Source organism: Psychrobacter sp. GW64-MNA-CIBAN-0177 (genome assembly GCF_040309585.1).
Classification (GTDB): domain Bacteria; phylum Pseudomonadota; class Gammaproteobacteria; order Pseudomonadales; family Moraxellaceae; genus Psychrobacter; species Psychrobacter okhotskensis.
Map to the genome: position 1 here is coordinate 31,424 of NZ_JBEOOY010000020.1, position 19,327 is coordinate 50,750.

Genomic DNA, 19,327 nt, shown 5'->3' on the forward strand with positions numbered 1-19,327 from the left:
CTGCTTCTAGATTGACCACTAAGAATAATAATTAACTAAAGCTATGTTAAAGGTAGCTTCTGTCAGCCGTGCTTAATGGGTTTGCTTTAACTCAATATTGATACCCAGTGATTTGATTTCTTTGGTCAAGACGTTAAACGATTCAGGCATACCTGGATCCATATATTGCTCACCATCGACGATGTTTTTGTACATACGGGTACGGCCTTCAACGTCATCCGACTTCACCGTTAGCATTTCTTGCAAGGTATAAGTCGCGCCATATGCTTCTAGTGCCCAAACTTCCATCTCACCGAAGCGCTGACCACCAAACTGTGCTTTACCACCGAGTGGCTGCTGCGTTACTAGTGAGTAAGAACCGGTAGAACGTGCATGCATTTTGTCATCAACCAAATGGTTAAGTTTCAGCATATACATATAACCGACCGTTACTTGACGATCAAACTTCTGACCGGTACGACCATCATACAATGTCTGCTGACCGTTTCTAGCTAGACCAGCAAGCTCTAGCAAGTCTTTGACTTGATGCTCATGCGCACCATCAAATACTGCTGTGCCCATCGGTACACCGCCACGCAAGTTGTCTGCCAATGCCATGATATCGTCGTCAGACAAGCTATCAAGATCGACTTGCTCGCCGCCCACTTTGTTATAAATTTGGTCTAAGAATTCACGTAAGTCTTTCATCGCAGCTTGTGCTTTCAGCATGCCATCAATCTTCTCACCCAAACCTTTCGCCGCCATACCCAAATGCGTCTCTAGCACCTGACCGATGTTCATACGCGATGGAACACCAAGTGGGTTCAGTACAATGTCAACTGTGTTGCCATGCTCGTCATAAGGCATGTCTTCAACCGGCATAATGCGCGATACAACACCTTTGTTACCATGACGACCAGCCATCTTATCACCAGGCTGAATACGACGCTTAACCGCTAGATATACCTTAACAATTTTTTGTACGCCATGTTGCAAGTCGTCACCAGCGGTCAATTTGCGTTTTTTCTCAGCAAATTTAACATCGATATCTTTTTGCTTATCGACTAAGTAATCGGCAATCTGCGTGAGACGCTCAGAGATTTCTTCTTCAACCGGCTGGATATCAAGCAAGGTCTCAAGGCTCATGTCTTTCATATCAGCCAATGCCATAACCGTACCGGCTTTTAGACCCGAACCACCACTGACTTTTTGGCCATCTAATAGATTACCAATACGACCACGTGCTGCTTCTTCAAAGATACGTAGCTCTTCTTTTAAATCTTTACGATAGCTATCAAGCTGCGATTTTTCAATCGCTCTTGCGCGCGCATCTTTTTCGACGCCATCACGGGTAAAGACCTGTACGTCGATGACCGTACCTTTGCTTGATGTTGGAACACGCAATGAGGTGTCTTTCACATCAGCCGCTTTTTCACCAAAGATAGCCCGTAGTAATTTCTCTTCTGGCGTCAGTTGCGTCTCACCTTTTGGCGTGACTTTACCAACTAAAATATCACCAGCGTCCACTTCAGCACCGATATAAACGATACCAGCTTCATCAAGACTTGATAGCGCCGCTTCACCAACGTTTGGAATATCCGCAGTGATCTCTTCTGTGCCAAGCTTGGTATCACGTGCCACACACGTCAATTCTTGAATATGAATCGTGGTGAAACGATCTTCTTTTACCACTTTTTCAGATAACAAGATCGAATCTTCGAAGTTGTAACCATTCCACGGCATAAATGCGATGCGAATGTTCTGACCCAATGCAAGCTCACCAAGATCCGTAGAAGGACCATCAGCTAAGATATCACCTACAGCAATAGCATCACCTTGGTTGACGATGACGCGTTGGTTGATACACGTGTTTTGGTTTGAGCGCGTGTATTTAACGAGGTTATAGATATCAATACCGGCTTCGCCAGCGATCATCTCATCTTCATTCACACGAACAACGACACGTGAGGCATCAACGTCTTCGATCACACCGCCACGCTTAGCGATGACACAAACACCAGAATCACGCGCAACGTGACGCTCCATACCCGTACCTACTAACGGCTTATCAGCACGTAGCGTAGGAACAGCCTGACGCTGCATGTTCGAACCCATCAAGGCACGGTTAGCATCATCATGCTCTAGGAACGGAATCAAACCTGCTGCGACCGATACGACCTGACTTGGCGACACATCCATATGCGTCACTTTTTCTGGCGGCATGCGGACGAATTCACCGTAGCTACGCACACTGACCATTTCATCAGATAATGCGCCTTCTGCGGTTACTGGTGAATCAGCCTGTGCAATGACCGTACCTACTTCTTCAATCGCTGATAGATACTCAATAACGTCCGTTACTTTACCATCAACCACACGGCGATAAGGCGTTTCTAAGAAGCCAAAGCTGTTGGTCTTTGCAAAGGTCGCTAATGAGTTAATCAAACCAATGTTTGGACCTTCAGGAGTCTCAATCGGACATACACGGCCATAATGGGTATCATGTACGTCACGTACTTCAAAGCCTGCACGTTCACGGGTCAGACCACCGGGCCCTAATGCAGATACGCGACGTTTATGGGTCACTTCTGACAACGGGTTATTCTGATCCATAAACTGTGACAACTGACTTGAACCAAAGAATTCTTTTACCGCAGCCGCTACTGGCTTTGAGTTAATCAAATCTTGTGGCGACAAGTTATCAGATTCCGCCGAGCTTAAACGCTCTTTGACCGCACGCTCAACACGTACTAAACCAACACGGAATTGGTTTTCTGCCATTTCGCCTACTGAACGAATACGGCGGTTACCTAGATGGTCAATATCATCGACTTCGCCGCGACCATTACGAATTTCAATCAATTCTTTTAGGACGTTAACGATATCGGCATTGGTTAATACGCTACGTTCACGCTGAATATCAGCATCATCGGTATCTACAAAATCAAGACCAAGACGGCGGTTGAACTTCATACGACCGACATTAGATAAATCATAACGATCAGCGTTAAAGAACATACTATCAAATAGCTTCTCAGCGGTCTCAACCGTTGGTGGCTCACCTGGACGCATGACTTTATAGATCTCAATCAATGCTTCTTCACGGCTTGAGGTGCTATCTGCACGTAGCGTATCGGCAATATAACTGCCTTGATCGATATCATTGGTGAACAGAATGCTGAACTCTTTGATAGACTCACTGGCTTCAAACGCGCTTAATTTAACCAATAATTCATGGTCAATTAACGTATTGGCTTTGGCAATAACTTCATCGTTAACGACGATGTCTTCGGCCAAGATACGCTCATATAAGTACTCATCAGGGATAGAGATTTTAGTCATACCCGCTTCTTCAAGCTGACGGATACGGCGGGCGTTGATACGCTTGCCTTGCTCTACAATAACCTCACCTTCAGGTGATACGATGTCGAACTGTGCCATCTCACCACGTAAGCGGTCAGCAACCAGATCAATCTCAAACTGCTCTTCGCCCTTATAAACGGCTACTTTATCAAAGAACAAATCTAAGATTTCAGAGGTACTCAAACCCAATGCACGAAGAATAATAGACGCTAATAGCTTACGACGACGGTCAATATGAGCAAAGACTAGATCTTTGGCATCGAATTCAAAGTCAAGCCATGAACCACGGTAAGGGATAATACGGGCGTTATATAGCACTTTACCGCTTGAATGTGACTTACCTTTATCATGATCAAAGAAAACGCCAGGAGAGCGATGCAGCTGAGACACGATAACTCGCTCAGTACCATTAATAATAAAGGTACCATTTTGGGTCATCAAAGGCATCTCGCCCATATAGACGCTTTGCTCACGGATATCTTTGATTGCCGCTTTGCTGTCTTTGTCTTTGCTGTCTTTATCTTTGATAATCAGACGGATTTTGACACGCATAGGCGCTGCAAACGTTGAGCCACGCAGGATACACTCACGCTCGTCAAATTCAGGTGTACCTAAGTAATATTCAACGAATTGTAGCTCTGCGTTACCAGAGTGACTCTCAATTGGGAAAATAGAGGAATACGCAGCTTGCAAGCCACTATTCTCACGAGCTTTTGGTTTTTTATGCTCTTGCAAAAATTGCTCGTAGGAATCTACTTGAATAGACAGCAAATAGGGAATGTCCATCACAGTGGGCAATTCAGCAAAACTTTTGCGAATACGCTTTTTTTCAGTATAAGAATATGCCATCGAGAGTCCTTACAGTAAACGTGGAAACGAATTGAAAGCGTGGCCAGCTTGCATCAATACTATTTAATATTAATATTATGCAAACTTGACAACGTAAACGATAATATAAAACGGGTGTTAATACTTAGCTAGTGACTGTTTATCCATTAGTACAGGTGATACAGTGGTATGTGCTTCAGCAGTGCGTCACTATGACACTGTATTCAATCTTATAACTGCCTTTAATCTCACAAGTTGCTCTAATCTTATAATCGGTATCTATGACACTGTATTCAATCTTATAACTGCCTTTAATCTCACAAGTTGCTCTAATCTTATAATCGGTATCTAAGCCACTCTATATGATGCCTTAGAACGACAATTTCAATATCAGCCAATCTATATTCAATTGCCTAAAAGGCCAAATTTACCAATATTCTTGAGAAGAAATAACTTCTATTCGAGTCATGCTAAACCACTTGCTATCAAAATCAATATCGTCGCTAATATCTACCGTCTATGAGCCTACCTACTGACAGTAAAACCATGCTAAATGGACAACCTAAGATCAACAGCTTTTCAGGATTAATAATTGGGGTAGCTATAACTTTTAGAATCAGTATAAACTATAGTGTTAATGGGAAAGCATGCAGACACAAAAAAATGCCAAACATCTATGGACGTTTAGCTGATATTAACTGATTTCAAAAACTGGTATGTGTGCTTGCACTGTGTTTATTTGCATAGCTATCGTCTGTCCTTTTGATGGGTATCCACCGTGATGTTGCATACGACTGTTGGCAGACACAAAAGGTCAAGCTACGAATTATAATAAAAAAAAGCTGGCAATGCAAGGCATTACCAGCTTTTTTTGTACAACACTAAGATAAGCTCAGCTTATTTTAGTTCAACAGTTGCACCAGCTTCTTCAAGTTTCTTTTTCAACTCTTCAGCTTCAGCTTTAGATGCGCCTTCTTTGATTGGAGCTGGAGCGCTTTCAACCAAATCTTTCGCTTCTTTTAGGCCAAGACCAGTTGCTTCACGTACGGCTTTAATTACGCCAACTTTCTTCTCGCCAAAGCTAGCAAGAACTACGTCAAATTCGTCTTTTTCTTCAGCAGCAGCAGCAGCAGGACCAGCAGCAGCAGGTGCAGCAGCAACAGCAGCTGTTACGCCGAATTTTTCTTCCATGTCGCTGATTAATTCAACGATATCCATTACTGACATTTCAGCGATTGCATTTAACACGTCATCTTTAGATAGTGCCATGAGAACTCTCCGTTATCTGATAAAAATTAATTGATTCTAATATCGCTTTGATTGATTGCCGAATGTGGCAATAAAATTCAACCAAAATTAGCGATGTTAAAGTTACGTTAAAACAAGCAATTAAGCAGCTTCTTTTGCGTCTTTGATTGCCGCTACAGTGCGAACGAACTTGCCAGGAACAGCGTTCATAGTCTGGACAAGCTTGGTCACTGGTGCATTCATAGTAGCCATCAAGATAGAGATTGCTTCGTCGCGAGTTGGTAGCTTCGATACGCGCTCTAGCTCTTCTGGACCATAAACTTCACCACCGACTGATACTAATTTGGTCTCTAAAGCTTTGTTATCTTTGCTAAAGTCGAAAACGACTCGTGCTGCAGATCCCAAATCTTCCATAGAGAAAGCCAAAAGTAGTGGACCAGTCATACGGTCTGACATGCTCTCAAACTTAGTGCCTTCAAAAGCGCGTTTTGCAAGGGTATTTTTTACCACTTTCAAAACAACACCTTTATCACGAGCTTGTTCGCGAAGCTGAGTGAGCTTAGCAACGCCAATTCCGTGATACTCGGCAGCTACTGCTGAGTAAGCATTAGCAGCAACTTCAGACACTTCAGCCACAACTTGTTGTTTTTGCTCTAGCGTTAATGCCATAAGTTGACTCCTTTAATCTTATCAATCTAATTCATACTAAGATTGACTTGATACGACACGTTATTTATAAATTCTATAAAGAATTCACTCATAACGACTGATTACGGCACCGTTATCAGAATGACATCAAGTGATAGGTTGCCCTATCGGCTCTTATCAACAACTGGGTGGGTCACCGTCTGCGTAGGACAACTGAGATTTTCATCTGTCGTCGATTAACAAAAGCAGCTCGTTGCTATTATTAATAATCCGAAGATTAAAACTAATAACGCGAAACCGCTTTCTACCTACGGTCTTAGACAGCATAGCGTTTGCTACGCTGACCTAATTCTTTAAAATAGTGTGTTCATGCTTCAAAACTGTTGAATCATGAGTAATTCTTTATGCAGTAAAATTATTTAGCAACACGATATGGAACAGGATCAATCGTGATACCTGGGCCCATGGTGCTAGACAAGGTGATTTTCTTAATGAAAGTACCTTTAGACGTAGCAGGCTTAGCGCGTTTTAGATCAGATAGCAATGCTTGAGCGTTTTCTATAACTTGCTCAGCAGTAAAGCCAACTTGACCGATAGTGGTATGGATAATACCCGCTTTATCAACACGATACTGTGCTTGACCCGCTTTCGCATTAGCCACAGCTTCAGCAACGTTAGGCGTTACCGTACCAACTTTTGGGTTAGGCATTAGACCACGTGGGCCTAGGATAGTACCTAACTGACCGACGACACGCATCGCATCAGGAGCCGCGATGACCACGTCAAAGTCCATGTTACCGGCTTTGATTTGATCCGCTAAATCATCCATACCAACGATGTCAGCACCCGCTTCTTTAGCGGCTTCAGCAGCAGCACCTTGAGCAAATACCGCAACGCGTTTGGTTTTACCAGTACCAGCAGGTAGGTTGGTAGCGCCACGAACGACTTGGTCAGATTTACGTGGGTCAACGCCCAAGTTTACTGCGATGTCGATAGACTCTTTGAATTTAAGAGCTGGCAAATCGTTTAGGATTTGAACCGCTTCTTCAAGAGTGTATAACTTTTCGTTTTCTACACGCTCAGCAATTAATTTTTGACGCTTAGTAAGTTTACTCATTTACACACCCTCCACGGTAATACCCATTGAACGTGCAGTACCAGCGATGGTACGAACAGCAGCATCAAGATCAGCAGCCGTTAAATCTGCGTCTTTAGTCTTAACGATGTCTTCTAACTGAGCACGGTCCACTTTACCGACTTTAGCGGTGTTTGGTGTACCAGAACCTTTAGCGATACCAGCAGCCTTACGTAGTAAGTATGCCGCTGGTGGTGACTTCATGATGAAGGTAAAAGACTTATCGCTGTACACAGTGATCTCAGTAGGAATCGGTAGACCCGGCTCTTGATTTGAGGTCGCAGCGTTAAATTCTTTACAGAACGCCATGATGTTCACGCCTTTTTGACCCAATGCTGGACCAATCGGTGGTGAAGGGTTTGCTTTGCCTGCAGGCACTTGCAGTTTGATGTAACCATCAATCTTCTTAGCCATGAGATACTCTCCTTTATGGGTAATAGCGCCAAATCAATACGGTATAACCCTTATTGACTAACAGCTCCCCGGTTGATAAATTTTTTGCAGGTTTAGTCTAATTTTTCAACTTTACTAAACTCAAGCTCAACCTGAGTCGGTCGATTAAATACGTTTACTGTTAAATGCAATTTAGACTTCTCATAATCCACCTTTTCAACCAACCCTTTAAAGTCAGTAAATGGACCATCGATAACCAACAACTCTTCGCCCGGCTCAAATAGCGTCTTAGGACGTGGGTCAGTTTCAGTCTGATTCAAACGGTTTAGAATGCGATCGGCTTCTACTTGCGTAATAGGCGCTGGCGTCTCAGGTGTACCACCAATGAAACCCATAATACGTGGACAGTCTTTTACGATGTGCCAAGTATTGTCGTTCATCTCCATTTGGATCAATACATATCCTGGAAAAAACTTACGCTCGCTCTTACGCTTTTTGCCGTCTTTCATTTCGACGACTTCTTCCGTAGGCACCAATACATCACCGAATGACTCAGCAAAGTCACTACGATTGATACGATCAGTTAATGAACGTTGTACTTGTTTTTCATATCCTGAAAACGCTTGGACAATATACCAACGCATATCACGCTCCTGATCATTGTAAGTAAGTCGTTATAAATAAAATTTGAGTTAAACAAGCAAGATACTCGCTATTCGTAATGCACGATATGCGCCAAATCCTAGACTATTTAACCAATAAATATCCCAACGAACCAATTAAAGAAGTTATCTAGCAACCAAACAAAAAACCCAACAATCGCAATCATGACAATGGTTTGCCATGTGTATTGAAAGGTTTCGTCTTTGCCCGGCCACGTCACTCGGCGTAGCTCAACGGCGGCGTCTTTTAATAATATTTTAAAAGCGCGGCCTTGATGCGTTAATGCCAAGCATACTAATGCCAATACGATAAGGGCGACAATAAGACCGATACGTACCCAGACATCATTGGCAGGCTGCCAATAGCCAGGTAAATATTGGTTAACTAACGTCGCGCCAATTAATACTACTGCGGCAAGTAGCCACAAAACCACATCTTTTGCTGAGCCAGTCTTGGCCACTTCAACAGCAGTTGTTTGATTACCTGCTGAGATGTGCTGACCTTTAGACAGCATTCCACCAGTACCCGCCTTGGCATCAGATAACTTAGTCTCGAGGTTATCTTGATTATTGCTCATAAAGAACTCGCTTCGGAGATGGTGGGAGACAACAAAGATGTGATAAGAAGATGGCAGGCGATGTAGGACTCGAACCTACAACCCTCGGTTTTGGAGACCGATGCTCTACCAATTGAGCCAATCGCCTATGGGTGTAAAGGACAGCATTATACAATATTCAGCATAGAATGCAAGCCTTTAGCGGTAAAATTGTACATTTTAGTCAGTTTTATTTGATGAAGAAGTGTGCCTTTCATCCAAGAGACTTCGTACAAAGCTGCGTTAATATAACAAGGCAAGCGCCATATTACAATAGAAGATAGAACTGATGCCGTATCTAATTTTAAACGCTATCACCATTATAAAGAATAGTCGTATAAATCCAAAAAAAAGCCACCCTTTCTCAAGGATGGCTTTTCACGAACTGATCAACTGTCTCAGATGACTCTGATAGGTTAAATCTTAGTTCAATACGTTAGCAACAACACCAGCGCCTACCGTACGGCCGCCTTCACGAATAGCGAAGCGAAGACCTTTGTCCATAGCGATTGGGTGGATAAGCTCTACGCCCATCTCAACGTTATCACCAGGCATAACCATTTCAGTACCGTCTTGTAATTGGATTGCGCCAGTTACGTCAGTGGTACGGAAGTAGAACTGTGGACGATAGCCGTTTAGGAATGGTGTGTGACGACCACCCTCTTCTTTTGACAATACATAAACTTCAGCGTCAAACTTGGTGTGAGGAGTGATTGAACCTGGCTTAGCAAGTACTTGACCACGTTGTACGTCTTCACGCTTAGTACCACGTAGTAGTACGCCACAGTTTTCGCCTGCACGACCTTCGTCAAGCAGTTTACGGAACATCTCTACACCCGTACAGGTGGTTTTTTGAGTGTCACGAATACCGACGATTTCAATCTCGTCACCAACTTTAACGATACCAGATTCAACACGACCAGTCACAACAGTACCACGACCTGAGATTGAGAAGACGTCTTCGATTGGCATTAGGAATGCTTTGTCGATGTCACGCTCTGGCTCTGGGATGTAGGTGTCTAGTACGTTTAATAGTTCTACGACGGCTGGTTGGCCGTATTTTTCTTGTGAGCCTTTTAGGGCTTCAGTAGCAGAACCATGGATGATTGGGGTGTCATCACCTGGGAAGTCATAGTCGCTTAGTAATTCACGAACTTCCATTTCTACGAGTTCAAGCAGTTCTTCGTCGTCAACAACGTCGCACTTGTTCATGAATACGACGATGTATGGTACGCCAACCTGACGTGATAGCAGGATGTGCTCACGGGTTTGTGGCATTGGGCCATCGGTCGCTGATACGACTAGGATTGCACCGTCCATTTGGGCTGCACCGGTGATCATGTTTTTAACATAATCGGCGTGACCTGGGCAATCGACGTGGGCGTAGTGACGTGATGGGGTGTCATATTCTACGTGTGAGGTGTTGATGGTGATGCCACGTGCTTTTTCTTCTGGGGCTGAGTCAATAGACGCGTAGTCTTTGGCTTCGCCACCTGAGGTGATTGCTGCTACGGTTGCGATAGCGGCGGTTAGTGTGGTTTTACCGTGGTCAACGTGTCCGATGGTACCGACGTTGACGTGTGGCTTGCTGCGTTCAAACTTGGCCTTTGCCATGGGTATTTCCTCTTTTTTTGGGGGCAGTGTTCAACTATGATAAATACAGTAGTTGAGACAATCCTGACCACATTAAGATAATTGTTAAAAGGGTGCACATACTAATGTGCAGATATTATAAGAAAATCACGGCCAATAACAAGTCTTTTAACCAATTATTGGCGTATTCTTCAATGACAATATAAAGATATGCCCTATATTGTCATTATTAAATAACGATTATTTACTCGTCGCCATCTTTAGAGTTGAACTTAGAGATGATGTCAGCGGCCACTGATTTTGGAATCTCAGCGTACTTTTGGAATTCCATTGAGTATGTTGCACGGCCTTGAGACATTGAGCGCATCTGTGTGGCATAGCCAAACATTTCCGCTAATGGGACTTCTGCACGAATCTGCTTAGTACCACCAGGTAAATCTTCCATACCTTGAACCATACCACGACGACGGTTTAAATCGCCCATGATGTCGCCCATGTAATCTTCAGGGGTCTCAACTTCAACTTTCATCACTGGCTCAAGTAGTGCAGGGTTTGCTGCCATGAAGCCTTTTTTGAAAGCGATAGAACCAGCCATTTTAAATGATAGCTCATCCGAGTCAACGTCATGGTAAGAACCGTCATACAATGTCGCTTTTACGCCAACGATTGGATAGCCAGCAAGTACGCCGTTTTTCATGCGCTCTTGAATACCTTTATCAACCGCACCGTGGAATTCTTTTGGTACCGTACCACCAACCACTTCTTCAGCGAATTCATATAGAACGTCGCCCGCTGGATCCATAGGCTCAAGACGTAACCAAACGTGACCAAATTTACCACGACCACCTGTTTGACGTACGAATTTGCCTTCTTGCTCAACCGTCTCACGAATCGTCTCACGATAAGCAACCTGCGGCGCACCGATATTGGCTTCAACGTTAAACTCACGCTTCATACGGTCAACTAGAATCTCTAGATGCAGCTCACCCATACCACTGATGATCGTCTGACCAGATTCTTCGTCAGTATGTACACGGAACGATGGATCTTCTTTGGCCAAACGACCTAAAGCGATAGACATTCTTTCTTGGTCAGCTTTGGTCTTAGGTTCAACGGCAAGACTGATAACTGGATCTGGGAATTCCATACGCTCAAGCGTGATAACATTTTGCTCATCACATAGCGTATCACCAGTCGTCACATCTTTCATGCCAACCAATGCTGCGATATCACCAGTACGAATTTCTGCAAGCTCTTCTTGAGAGTTCGCCATCATCTGTACGATACGACCAACGCGCTCACGCTTCATTTTAACTGGGTTATAGACACTGCTACCTTGCGTCAAAACACCTGAATAAACACGAACGAAGGTTAAGTTACCAACGAACTTATCATTCATGATTTTGAATGCTAAAGCTGAGAATGGGGCTTCGTCTGATGCTTCACGAGTGCCTTCACTTTCTTCTTTGTCATCAAGAATACCGCGGATAGCTGGTACATCCATTGGCGCAGGCAGATACTGAATAACCGCATCCAACATCTTTTGTACACCTTTGTTTTTAAAGGCAGTACCACAAAGTAGTGGAATGATTTGATTATCAATAGTCAACTGACGAATAGCAGCATTGATTTGCTCTACAGACAATTCACCGTTTTCAAGATACTCATTCATGAGTTCTTCTGATGCTTCAGCGGCATTTTCTACAAGATGTTCGCGATACTCTTCCGCTTTTTCTTGTAGTTCAGCTGGGATTTCGCGCTCTTCAAATTCCATACCTTGAGACGCTTCATCCCAATATAGAGCTTTCATAGTCACAAGATCAACAACGCCTTCGAAGTCGTCTTCTTTACCAATTGGAATAACCAATGGTACAGGGTTGCCACCTAGACGAGTTTTGATTTGCTCAATAACACGATAAAAATCAGCGCCAACGCGATCCATTTTGTTTACAAATGCAAGACGTGGAACTTTATATTTGTTTGCCTGACGCCATACGGTCTCAGACTGTGGCTGAACGCCGCCTACTGCACAGTAAACCATGCAAGCGCCATCAAGTACACGCATAGAACGTTCAACTTCGATCGTGAAATCAACGTGACCTGGGGTGTCAATAATGTTGATACGATGTTCGTCAAACTGCTTTGCCATACCTGACCAAAAGCAAGTCGTCGCCGCAGAAGTAATAGTAATACCGCGCTCTTGTTCTTGCTCCATCCAATCCATGGTGGCTGCGCCATCATGAACTTCACCAAGCTTGTGGCTAACGCCGGTATAGAATAAGACACGCTCTGTCGTGGTCGTTTTACCAGCATCAATGTGCGCAGAAATGCCAATATTGCGATAGCGTTTTAGGGGAGTTTTACGAGCCATAGTGTTTTCCTAGGGAAATTCGTGTATATATTAATGTGTTGTATCTCTACCTCATACTCTATGACAAAGCAGTCAGCTTCGTAATATTACTTACTGATTATTGGGCCTAATACGGACAAAAAAAGAGCAAATACTTAGAATAGTGCGGCATCAAATTTGGGATGCTGTCTATAAAGAACAGTATCCTTTTCAGGACAGCATCTTGACAGATGTCCGCCATCCAGATTATGTGAGTATTTTATTATCTTACGATGAAAAAATATCAATAATCTGATGAGGATGACGGCAATCAATAGAATAAATAATTAATTAACTAGCATCAGCTATTTCTTTAAAACTACTCTTGATAGGTAGTCTAAAAAATAGCTTAGAAACGGTAATGAGAGAACGCTTTGTTAGCATCTGCCATACGGTGAACTTCGTCACGTTTCTTCATAGCGTTACCTTTACCATCAGCGGCATCATTCAATTCGCCAGCCAAACGTAAAGCCATAGATTTTTCAGAACGCTTTGCAGCAGCTTCAGCTAACCAACGCATAGCCAAGGCAGTACGACGGGAGGGGCGTACTTCCATTGGTACTTGGTAGGTAGCACCACCAACACGGCGAGCTTTTACTTCTACCATTGGGCGTACATTCTCTAAAACTTCTTCGAAGAAAGAGACTGGATCTTCAATCTTACGCTTTTCACTTACTGTCTCAAGAGCACCGTAAACGATACGCTCAGCAGTAGATTTTTTACCATCACTCATTACATGGTTGATGAATTTTGCAACAGTTTGGCTACCAAACTTAGGATCCGGTAGGATCTCACGGGTAGCAACGACGCGACGTCTTGGCATAATAAATTTCCTTGTCTTCAGGAGTGTCCAACATTCACAACATCATACTTGTCATAATAGGACAGGGTGATGAGTTGTCAGTTAGCCTTACTGCATGGTGGTATGTTTGCGAGTAACCAGTCGATATAAAATAATTTATATTAACCAATACTACCGCTGACACCGAACCCATGCACAGTTATTGGGTAATGCAAATAAGCTAAGCTAATATTAAGCTTTAGGCTTCTTGGCACCATATTTAGAGCGACCTTGTCTACGGTCTTTAACGCCTGCGCAATCTAGTGCACCGCGAACGGTATGATAACGTACACCTGGTAGATCTTTTACACGACCACCACGGATAAGAACAACACTGTGCTCTTGTAGGTTATGACCTTCGCCGCCGATGTAGCTTGATACTTCATAGCCTGAAGTCAAACGTACACGACATACTTTACGCATGGCTGAGTTAGGTTTTTTAGGCGTGGTAGTATATACACGAGTACATACACCGCGACGTTGTGGGCACGCTTGCAACGCAGGAACTTTTGACTTTTCCTTGATGGTTTTGCGACCCTTGCGAATCAATTGGTTAGTTGTTGCCATGAGGCATCCTTCTCCCGTTTGGTATAAAACAAAAAAATGGGGCAATGCACCATCGATCTGACGCAATTCGCAGATTTCGGCACACCCATTTTTAGGACAGTATATTATAAAGAGTTGTTGCTGCTAATTCAACCACTTATGAGTGGTTTTACTTTACAACATTCGATATATATGCATTAAGCCTACCACTATAACACTTTATCTGTTCTGCACTAAAAAATAGCTGAAAAACAAGACGTTAAATACGGTAAAGCTGGCAGACTTAGGCAGTATGAACACAAGCATTATCGATAAAAGATATTTAGAGATAAATGCTTGGCAGTTCGTGACCATTAAATGGCGATATTATCTTGTTTTTCAAGACAGCCAAGAAAATATCGCTACATTTAAATATGGACCGTTATTTCAATTTACTTCTTTGGTTGGTCAGCTGCTTTGTCCGTCTCTGTATTTTTTGGCTGGCTATCTGACGATTTATCTGAGCTGTCTTTTTTACTGTCTTGGTCTTTTGGCTCTTTCTGCTCATCGTTACTGGTGGTTTTACTTACCTCTTCCTCGCTACCGCTATCATCAGTAATCGCACGATTGGCAAGTTTTGCTTCTGGAGCAAAGGTTGCTTGCGCTACCCCGATAACCTCGTCAATGAGCTGACTATTATAACGCATACCTACTATTACCGCAGTGCCTGGTAAAAAACGACGTATCCATGACAAATTGATCTGATCAAGATCGATGCCTACTTGACTGGCAATATTGTCTACTTGTTCAGCATAGAAGTTCACATTTTTATTTTTAAGACCTAGATTTTTAAGCTCATTGTGTAAACCGCTGCTTTGCGCATTATCCAGTAAGCCTTTACCAATACCAATGCCCGCCAGTAGCGCTTGTTTTTCTTGCATCTTGCTGAGGTCAGCATTGGCAAGCAGCTCGTACGCCATCTTCACGCCTTGCTTACCTGTCAACGGCTTATTATAAACCGCCGCCAATTGATAAACGGTACGCAAAGAGACCAGCAATAGCCATAAAGTATCAGCCAACAAACCTGGTAGTCCGGCCAAACCAGTCAAACCACCAATCGTAGCAAGCGCACGGTTTTGATTGGCAATGTCGGTCGCCAATGCGTAGCGCTCTTCATCGTCTAAACTCGCCACGCTGGCAAAACGATGCTCATTGGGCAAATCAATCTGGCTCCAAGTGGCTGCAAGCTTAGCAATTTGTGCAAATGCCCCGTCAACCGTCGATTGGAATAAACTATTCGGCACTACTTTTTTGGCATACTTGCCATAAGTCGCAAATCGTGTGCCCAATAACTGCTGGGTCGCCTTTAGGGTTTGTTCTCGGAATAGGTCTTGTTGAAAATCTTCATCGCCTAGATTTACCGCTTTATAGTGACTTGGCTTACCCGTTTTTGCATTCATGCTGTCAATCACTGCACCCATGCGCTCCAGATTATTGCGCGTAAAAGAGCCAATAGTGTTGATGCCTTTAGAGAGAGTGCTACGCTTTGCCATCGTGATGTCCTTAATATGATGATTGGTCGTTTTTTTATAGTAGTAATGAATGGGTCATTTTAGCCAATGAGGCAAACGGCTGTCAGTGCGAACAATGTTATCGCGCTCACAAATTTTGTATCTAAAAGTATGGTTTATTTATAATTGTCGACCTTCTCCTACCCCTCTACCCTGCTTTTATTTGGACAAAAATAGCCATGTCTCAATGACCAAAACAACGATTATCATATCGCAAAACAGACAGGGATAGTTACTTTTAACCGTAATCAATGTTTTGTCGTTATTTTGCACTTATCCAAAGATTTTGAACCCTTGATACGTTATCATATGGCATAGGCTGAGGCATTAGCTGGCCACTATTTATCATGGATTTGGTTCTATGATAAAAGCAATAATCCTGTGAAAGCGGCCTATATAGGTTAAAAGACTTGTTAGAAATAGTCGTTATTTAAGCCTCTAGGCTGTCTTCATCAGGCTATTGCTACAAAAAACAGCCATGCCAACCGCTACATAATAGAATGTTGGACTCAAAAGCGATTATTAAAGGTAATTATCAAAAATCGTTATTAATAAGGAATAGAATATGCGCCGCGTTGTTATCACTGGAGCAGGGATTGTCTCTTGTATCGGACATGATTTAGCCACCGTCACTGCCGCTCTTAAGCAAGGGCAGTCTGGTATTACATTTAACGACTCTTATGCTGAGCATGAATTTAAGTCGCACGTTAGTGGCAGTATCGATAAAGCAGAACTTGACACCTCCGCTATAGATCGTAAATTAAAGCGCTTCTTTAGTGATGCCAGCCTCTATGCCTATGTTAGCGCCTTGAATGCAATCGAGCACGCTGGCTTGTCGCTTGAGACTATCAATAGCAATCCACGTGTGGGTGTCGTAGCCAGCTCGGGCGGCGCATCGACAGAAAATATCGTCAATGCCATAGATGCGATGCGTGAAAAAGGTCTACGCGGTGTCGGTGCGATGGCGGTACCAAAAACGATGGGCAGCTCGGTATCCGCCGCCTTGGCCACTGGGCTAAAAATTCAGGGTGTTTCCTACTCTCTTGCCTCTGCTTGCGCGACCTCAACCCACTGTATCGGCCATGCCGCTGAGCTTATTCAGCTCGGTAAAGCTGATATTGTACTCGCTGGTGGTAGTGAAGCGGAACACTGGACGCAGTCATGTATGTTTGATGCCATGGGTGCGGTCAGTACTCAGTATAATGACACGCCACAACTTGCCTCAAGAGCGTATGACAAAGACCGTGATGGTTTTGTCATTGCCGCTGGTGGCGCGATGGTTGTTGTTGAGAGCTTAGAGCATGCCCAAGCACGCGGTGCCAATATATTGGCTGAAATTGTCGGCTACGGGGCCAGCTCTGATGGTGCAGAAATGGTCGCACCAAGCGGTGAAGGTGCAGTACGCTGTATGCAGCAAGCACTAGCCGAAGCGGGCTTACAAAGCGTCGATTATATCAATAGCCACGGTACGAGTACGCCACTAGGTGATATCACTGAGCTTAAAGCGATTGCTAAAGTATTCGGTAATGATGTCAGCAAAGTCCCGCCTATCAGCTCGACCAAGTCAATGACCGGTCATAGCTTGGGTGCCGTCGGTGCGCAAGAATTAATCTATTGCTTACTGATGCTACAAGAAGGCTTCATTGCGCCAAGTATTAATGTTGAGAATTTAGACCCTGCGGCTGAAGGCTTTGATATCGTCACCGAAAAACGCGACGCCAATCTCGAAACCTTGATGAGTAATAGCTTTGGCTTTGGCGGTACCAATGCCACCTTAATTATCAAAAAGTTTGACGCGTAAATTATGCCCGTAAAAAATCATAAGAATACTGAGCAGACAGTTTCTACCCTATCGCCAGCTACTCAACCTAGCTGGCGTTTTGGTGGGCTAACGGCTGCCGAACTGCTGCCACTGCTACAGCAATATTTAATCGCACAACAGGCCGAAGCAAACTGGCAATTGGTTTGGCTCAATAATGACGGCCGATCAGTGATTGGCTTGCTCCCCAAAGTCAGCTGGTCTGTTTATGGTTGCGCTGAAAACACGCCAGATTCAAACGAACAAGCAGCCCTTTATCAAGTCAGAAAAACCTGCCGTGACGCCGTTCACAATGATATCACTGTCACTTATAGGAGTTATAACGACTGGCAAGATGAATTAATCAGTTATAGTCAAACTTATGATGCTAATAATGAAAACCCAGAACCAGTAAGCGATTTAAATGAAAAACCAAGTTATCATCATGGTCTGATAGGCTTTATCGGTTACGATATCGCTGCTCATGAGCTTAGCCCAGCTGCACATATTGAGCTAGCAACGCAGCCTTGTGCCATTTTGGGACATTACGATATCTACCTCACCCCATCAGATAAAGAAAATGGCTGGAGGCTAAATACGCTAGGTTTAAATACTGCTAGTGAAGCAACAGACGCCACACTATCAGCGCTTATATCGTATTTAGACACGCTAGAGCATCAACTATCTAGTAGAAACAAACCCTCTCATGATAATGAGCCACCGTTGGCGCCATTAATATTGAACGAGCGCTGGCATAAAAATGATTATCAAAGGGCTTTTGCAAAAACTCAACAGTATCTACAGCAAGGCGACTGTTATCAAATCAATCTGACGCAAGCATGGCAAGGCACTTTTAATAATATTACTAATCATGGTAGCGCAACGAAACTGGTTGATTACTTACCTGCCCTACATCGAAATACCAAAGCTCCCTTTGCAGGGTACTTACAAATCAGTCATCTTGATCGTGAGGGCCATGCAAATAAGGGTGAAAGTGATTTTGAGCTACTAAGCTGCTCGCCTGAGTTATTTTTTACCTTTACAAAAGAGACGAACACTGGCAAACATCATATTCGTACCAAACCAATCAAAGGAACGATGCCACGCGGATTGAATACTGTACAAGACAATGCTTATAAACAGCAGCTTATCGATAGCGAAAAAGACCGTGCCGAAAACGTCATGATCGTCGACTTACTGCGCAATGATTTGGGTAAATACGCCAAAATTGGTAGCGTCAAAGTGCCGCAATTATTTGCGATTGAGACCTTTAGCAATGTGCATCATATGGTGAGTACCATCACCGCTGAGTTAAAGGCAGATACTCATCCATTAGCTGTATTGTTTGGCAGTTTGCCCGCAGGCTCTATCACGGGGACGCCCAAAAAACGGGCGGTTGAGATTATATCCGAACTGGAAACTGCACCGCGCGGTGCTTATTGTGGCACCATGGGCTATATGAACTTTGATGGTAGTGGCCAATGGAATGTGCTCATTCGTACCCTGCAAGCCACCAATTCATTGAATGGTGATAGACAAGTCAGTCTCTGGGCAGGTGGTGGCATCACGGTTGCCTCCGACTGCGATGCAGAATATCAAGAATGCCTCGATAAGGTAGGTAATTTGCTCTCAGTCCTTGCTGACAATAGTGCTAGTAAATGATATTAAGATTTATATGACCCTATGATAAAAAATAAAGCCTGCCAACGTGACGTTGAGCAGGCTTTATTGTCGATATTTATTGCGGCAATTCAGCTA

Annotated in this window: 14 protein-coding genes and 1 tRNA gene; 2 read left to right on the forward strand and 13 right to left on the reverse strand. The window is 43.6% G+C overall.

Annotated elements, in window-relative coordinates; translation table 11 throughout:
• Positions 1–72: 72 nt before the first annotated feature.
• The 13 genes from rpoB to AAEY79_RS11535 all read right to left on the reverse strand — a co-directional run bounded on the left by rpoB (position 73) and on the right by AAEY79_RS11535 (position 15,753).
• Positions 73–4,191 (reverse strand): DNA-directed RNA polymerase subunit beta, encoded by a 4,119-nt coding sequence (gene rpoB, locus AAEY79_RS11475; RefSeq protein ID WP_352288427.1) that lies wholly within the window; start codon positions 4,189–4,191, stop codon positions 73–75.
• An 876-nt stretch (positions 4,192–5,067) separates the two neighbouring features.
• Positions 5,068–5,439: a 50S ribosomal protein L7/L12 gene (gene rplL / locus AAEY79_RS11480; RefSeq protein ID WP_057761722.1), complete on the reverse strand. Its 372-nt coding sequence runs from the start codon at positions 5,437–5,439 to the stop codon at positions 5,068–5,070.
• A gap of 120 nt (positions 5,440–5,559) precedes the next feature.
• A complete protein-coding gene (gene rplJ, locus AAEY79_RS11485) occupies positions 5,560–6,087 on the reverse strand; it encodes a 50S ribosomal protein L10 (protein WP_025652244.1) in 528 nt (175 codons plus the stop codon).
• Positions 6,088–6,481: 394 nt separating this feature from the next.
• Positions 6,482–7,183 carry a 50S ribosomal protein L1 gene (rplA, locus tag AAEY79_RS11490; protein ID WP_025652243.1) on the reverse strand — a complete coding sequence of 234 codons (702 nt, stop codon included), beginning with the start codon at positions 7,181–7,183 and terminating at the stop codon, positions 6,482–6,484.
• Positions 7,184–7,615 carry a 50S ribosomal protein L11 gene (gene rplK / locus AAEY79_RS11495; protein WP_010201717.1) on the reverse strand — a complete coding sequence of 144 codons (432 nt, stop codon included), beginning with the start codon at positions 7,613–7,615 and terminating at the stop codon, positions 7,184–7,186.
• Positions 7,616–7,707: 92 nt separating this feature from the next.
• The gene (gene nusG, locus AAEY79_RS11500; RefSeq protein ID WP_010201718.1) at positions 7,708–8,238 is read right to left on the reverse strand and encodes a transcription termination/antitermination protein NusG; all 531 of its coding nucleotides are present in this window, start codon (positions 8,236–8,238) and stop codon (positions 7,708–7,710) included.
• 107 nt (positions 8,239–8,345) lie between these two features.
• Positions 8,346–8,834 carry a preprotein translocase subunit SecE gene (gene secE / locus AAEY79_RS11505; protein WP_025652242.1) on the reverse strand — a complete coding sequence of 163 codons (489 nt, stop codon included), beginning with the start codon at positions 8,832–8,834 and terminating at the stop codon, positions 8,346–8,348.
• A 51-nt stretch (positions 8,835–8,885) separates the two neighbouring features.
• Positions 8,886–8,961 (reverse strand) — tRNA-Trp (locus AAEY79_RS11510).
• A gap of 314 nt (positions 8,962–9,275) precedes the next feature.
• The gene (gene tuf / locus AAEY79_RS11515) at positions 9,276–10,466 is read right to left on the reverse strand and encodes an elongation factor Tu (protein ID WP_025652105.1); all 1,191 of its coding nucleotides are present in this window, start codon (positions 10,464–10,466) and stop codon (positions 9,276–9,278) included.
• A gap of 223 nt (positions 10,467–10,689) precedes the next feature.
• Positions 10,690–12,816 (reverse strand): elongation factor G, encoded by a 2,127-nt coding sequence (fusA, locus tag AAEY79_RS11520; protein WP_025652482.1) that lies wholly within the window; start codon positions 12,814–12,816, stop codon positions 10,690–10,692.
• Positions 12,817–13,183: 367 nt separating this feature from the next.
• Entirely contained in the window at positions 13,184–13,657 is a 474-nt protein-coding gene (gene rpsG, locus AAEY79_RS11525; protein WP_025652483.1) for a 30S ribosomal protein S7, read from the reverse strand.
• A 210-nt stretch (positions 13,658–13,867) separates the two neighbouring features.
• Positions 13,868–14,242 (reverse strand): 30S ribosomal protein S12, encoded by a 375-nt coding sequence (rpsL, locus tag AAEY79_RS11530; protein ID WP_010200611.1) that lies wholly within the window; start codon positions 14,240–14,242, stop codon positions 13,868–13,870.
• 410 nt (positions 14,243–14,652) lie between these two features.
• Positions 14,653–15,753 (reverse strand): EcsC family protein, encoded by a 1,101-nt coding sequence (locus tag AAEY79_RS11535; RefSeq protein WP_101211153.1) that lies wholly within the window; start codon positions 15,751–15,753, stop codon positions 14,653–14,655.
• 583 nt (positions 15,754–16,336) lie between these two features.
• Between AAEY79_RS11535 and AAEY79_RS11540 the strand changes: the two genes are divergently transcribed.
• Together AAEY79_RS11540 and AAEY79_RS11545 are read left to right on the forward strand one after the other, a co-directional pair.
• Positions 16,337–17,572 (forward strand): beta-ketoacyl-ACP synthase II, encoded by a 1,236-nt coding sequence (locus tag AAEY79_RS11540; RefSeq protein ID WP_025652485.1) that lies wholly within the window; start codon positions 16,337–16,339, stop codon positions 17,570–17,572.
• A gap of 3 nt (positions 17,573–17,575) precedes the next feature.
• Positions 17,576–19,231, forward strand: a complete 1,656-nt coding sequence (locus tag AAEY79_RS11545) for an anthranilate synthase component I family protein (RefSeq protein ID WP_025652486.1) — start codon at positions 17,576–17,578, stop codon at positions 19,229–19,231.
• Positions 19,232–19,327: the final 96 nt, after the last annotated feature.

Bases quoted from the DNA above. Each gene is read 5' to 3' on its own strand.
- rpsL (WP_010200611.1), bottom strand. From the start codon at position 14,242: ATGGCAACAACTAACCAATTGATTCGCAAGGGTCGCAAAACCATCAAG.
- secE (WP_025652242.1), bottom strand. From the start codon at position 8,834: ATGAGCAATAATCAAGATAACCTCGAGACTAAGTTATCTGATGCCAAG.
- rpoB (WP_352288427.1), bottom strand. From the start codon at position 4,191: ATGGCATATTCTTATACTGAAAAAAAGCGTATTCGCAAAAGTTTTGCT.
- tuf (WP_025652105.1), bottom strand. From the start codon at position 10,466: ATGGCAAAGGCCAAGTTTGAACGCAGCAAGCCACACGTCAACGTCGGT.
- rplA (WP_025652243.1), bottom strand. From the start codon at position 7,183: ATGAGTAAACTTACTAAGCGTCAAAAATTAATTGCTGAGCGTGTAGAA.
- fusA (WP_025652482.1), bottom strand. From the start codon at position 12,816: ATGGCTCGTAAAACTCCCCTAAAACGCTATCGCAATATTGGCATTTCT.
- rplL (WP_057761722.1), bottom strand. From the start codon at position 5,439: ATGGCACTATCTAAAGATGACGTGTTAAATGCAATCGCTGAAATGTCA.
- rplK (WP_010201717.1), bottom strand. From the start codon at position 7,615: ATGGCTAAGAAGATTGATGGTTACATCAAACTGCAAGTGCCTGCAGGC.
- nusG (WP_010201718.1), bottom strand. From the start codon at position 8,238: ATGCGTTGGTATATTGTCCAAGCGTTTTCAGGATATGAAAAACAAGTA.
- rpsG (WP_025652483.1), bottom strand. From the start codon at position 13,657: ATGCCAAGACGTCGCGTCGTTGCTACCCGTGAGATCCTACCGGATCCT.
- AAEY79_RS11545 (WP_025652486.1), top strand. From the start codon at position 17,576: ATGCCCGTAAAAAATCATAAGAATACTGAGCAGACAGTTTCTACCCTA.
- AAEY79_RS11540 (WP_025652485.1), top strand. From the start codon at position 16,337: ATGCGCCGCGTTGTTATCACTGGAGCAGGGATTGTCTCTTGTATCGGA.
- rplJ (WP_025652244.1), bottom strand. From the start codon at position 6,087: ATGGCATTAACGCTAGAGCAAAAACAACAAGTTGTGGCTGAAGTGTCT.
- AAEY79_RS11535 (WP_101211153.1), bottom strand. From the start codon at position 15,753: ATGGCAAAGCGTAGCACTCTCTCTAAAGGCATCAACACTATTGGCTCT.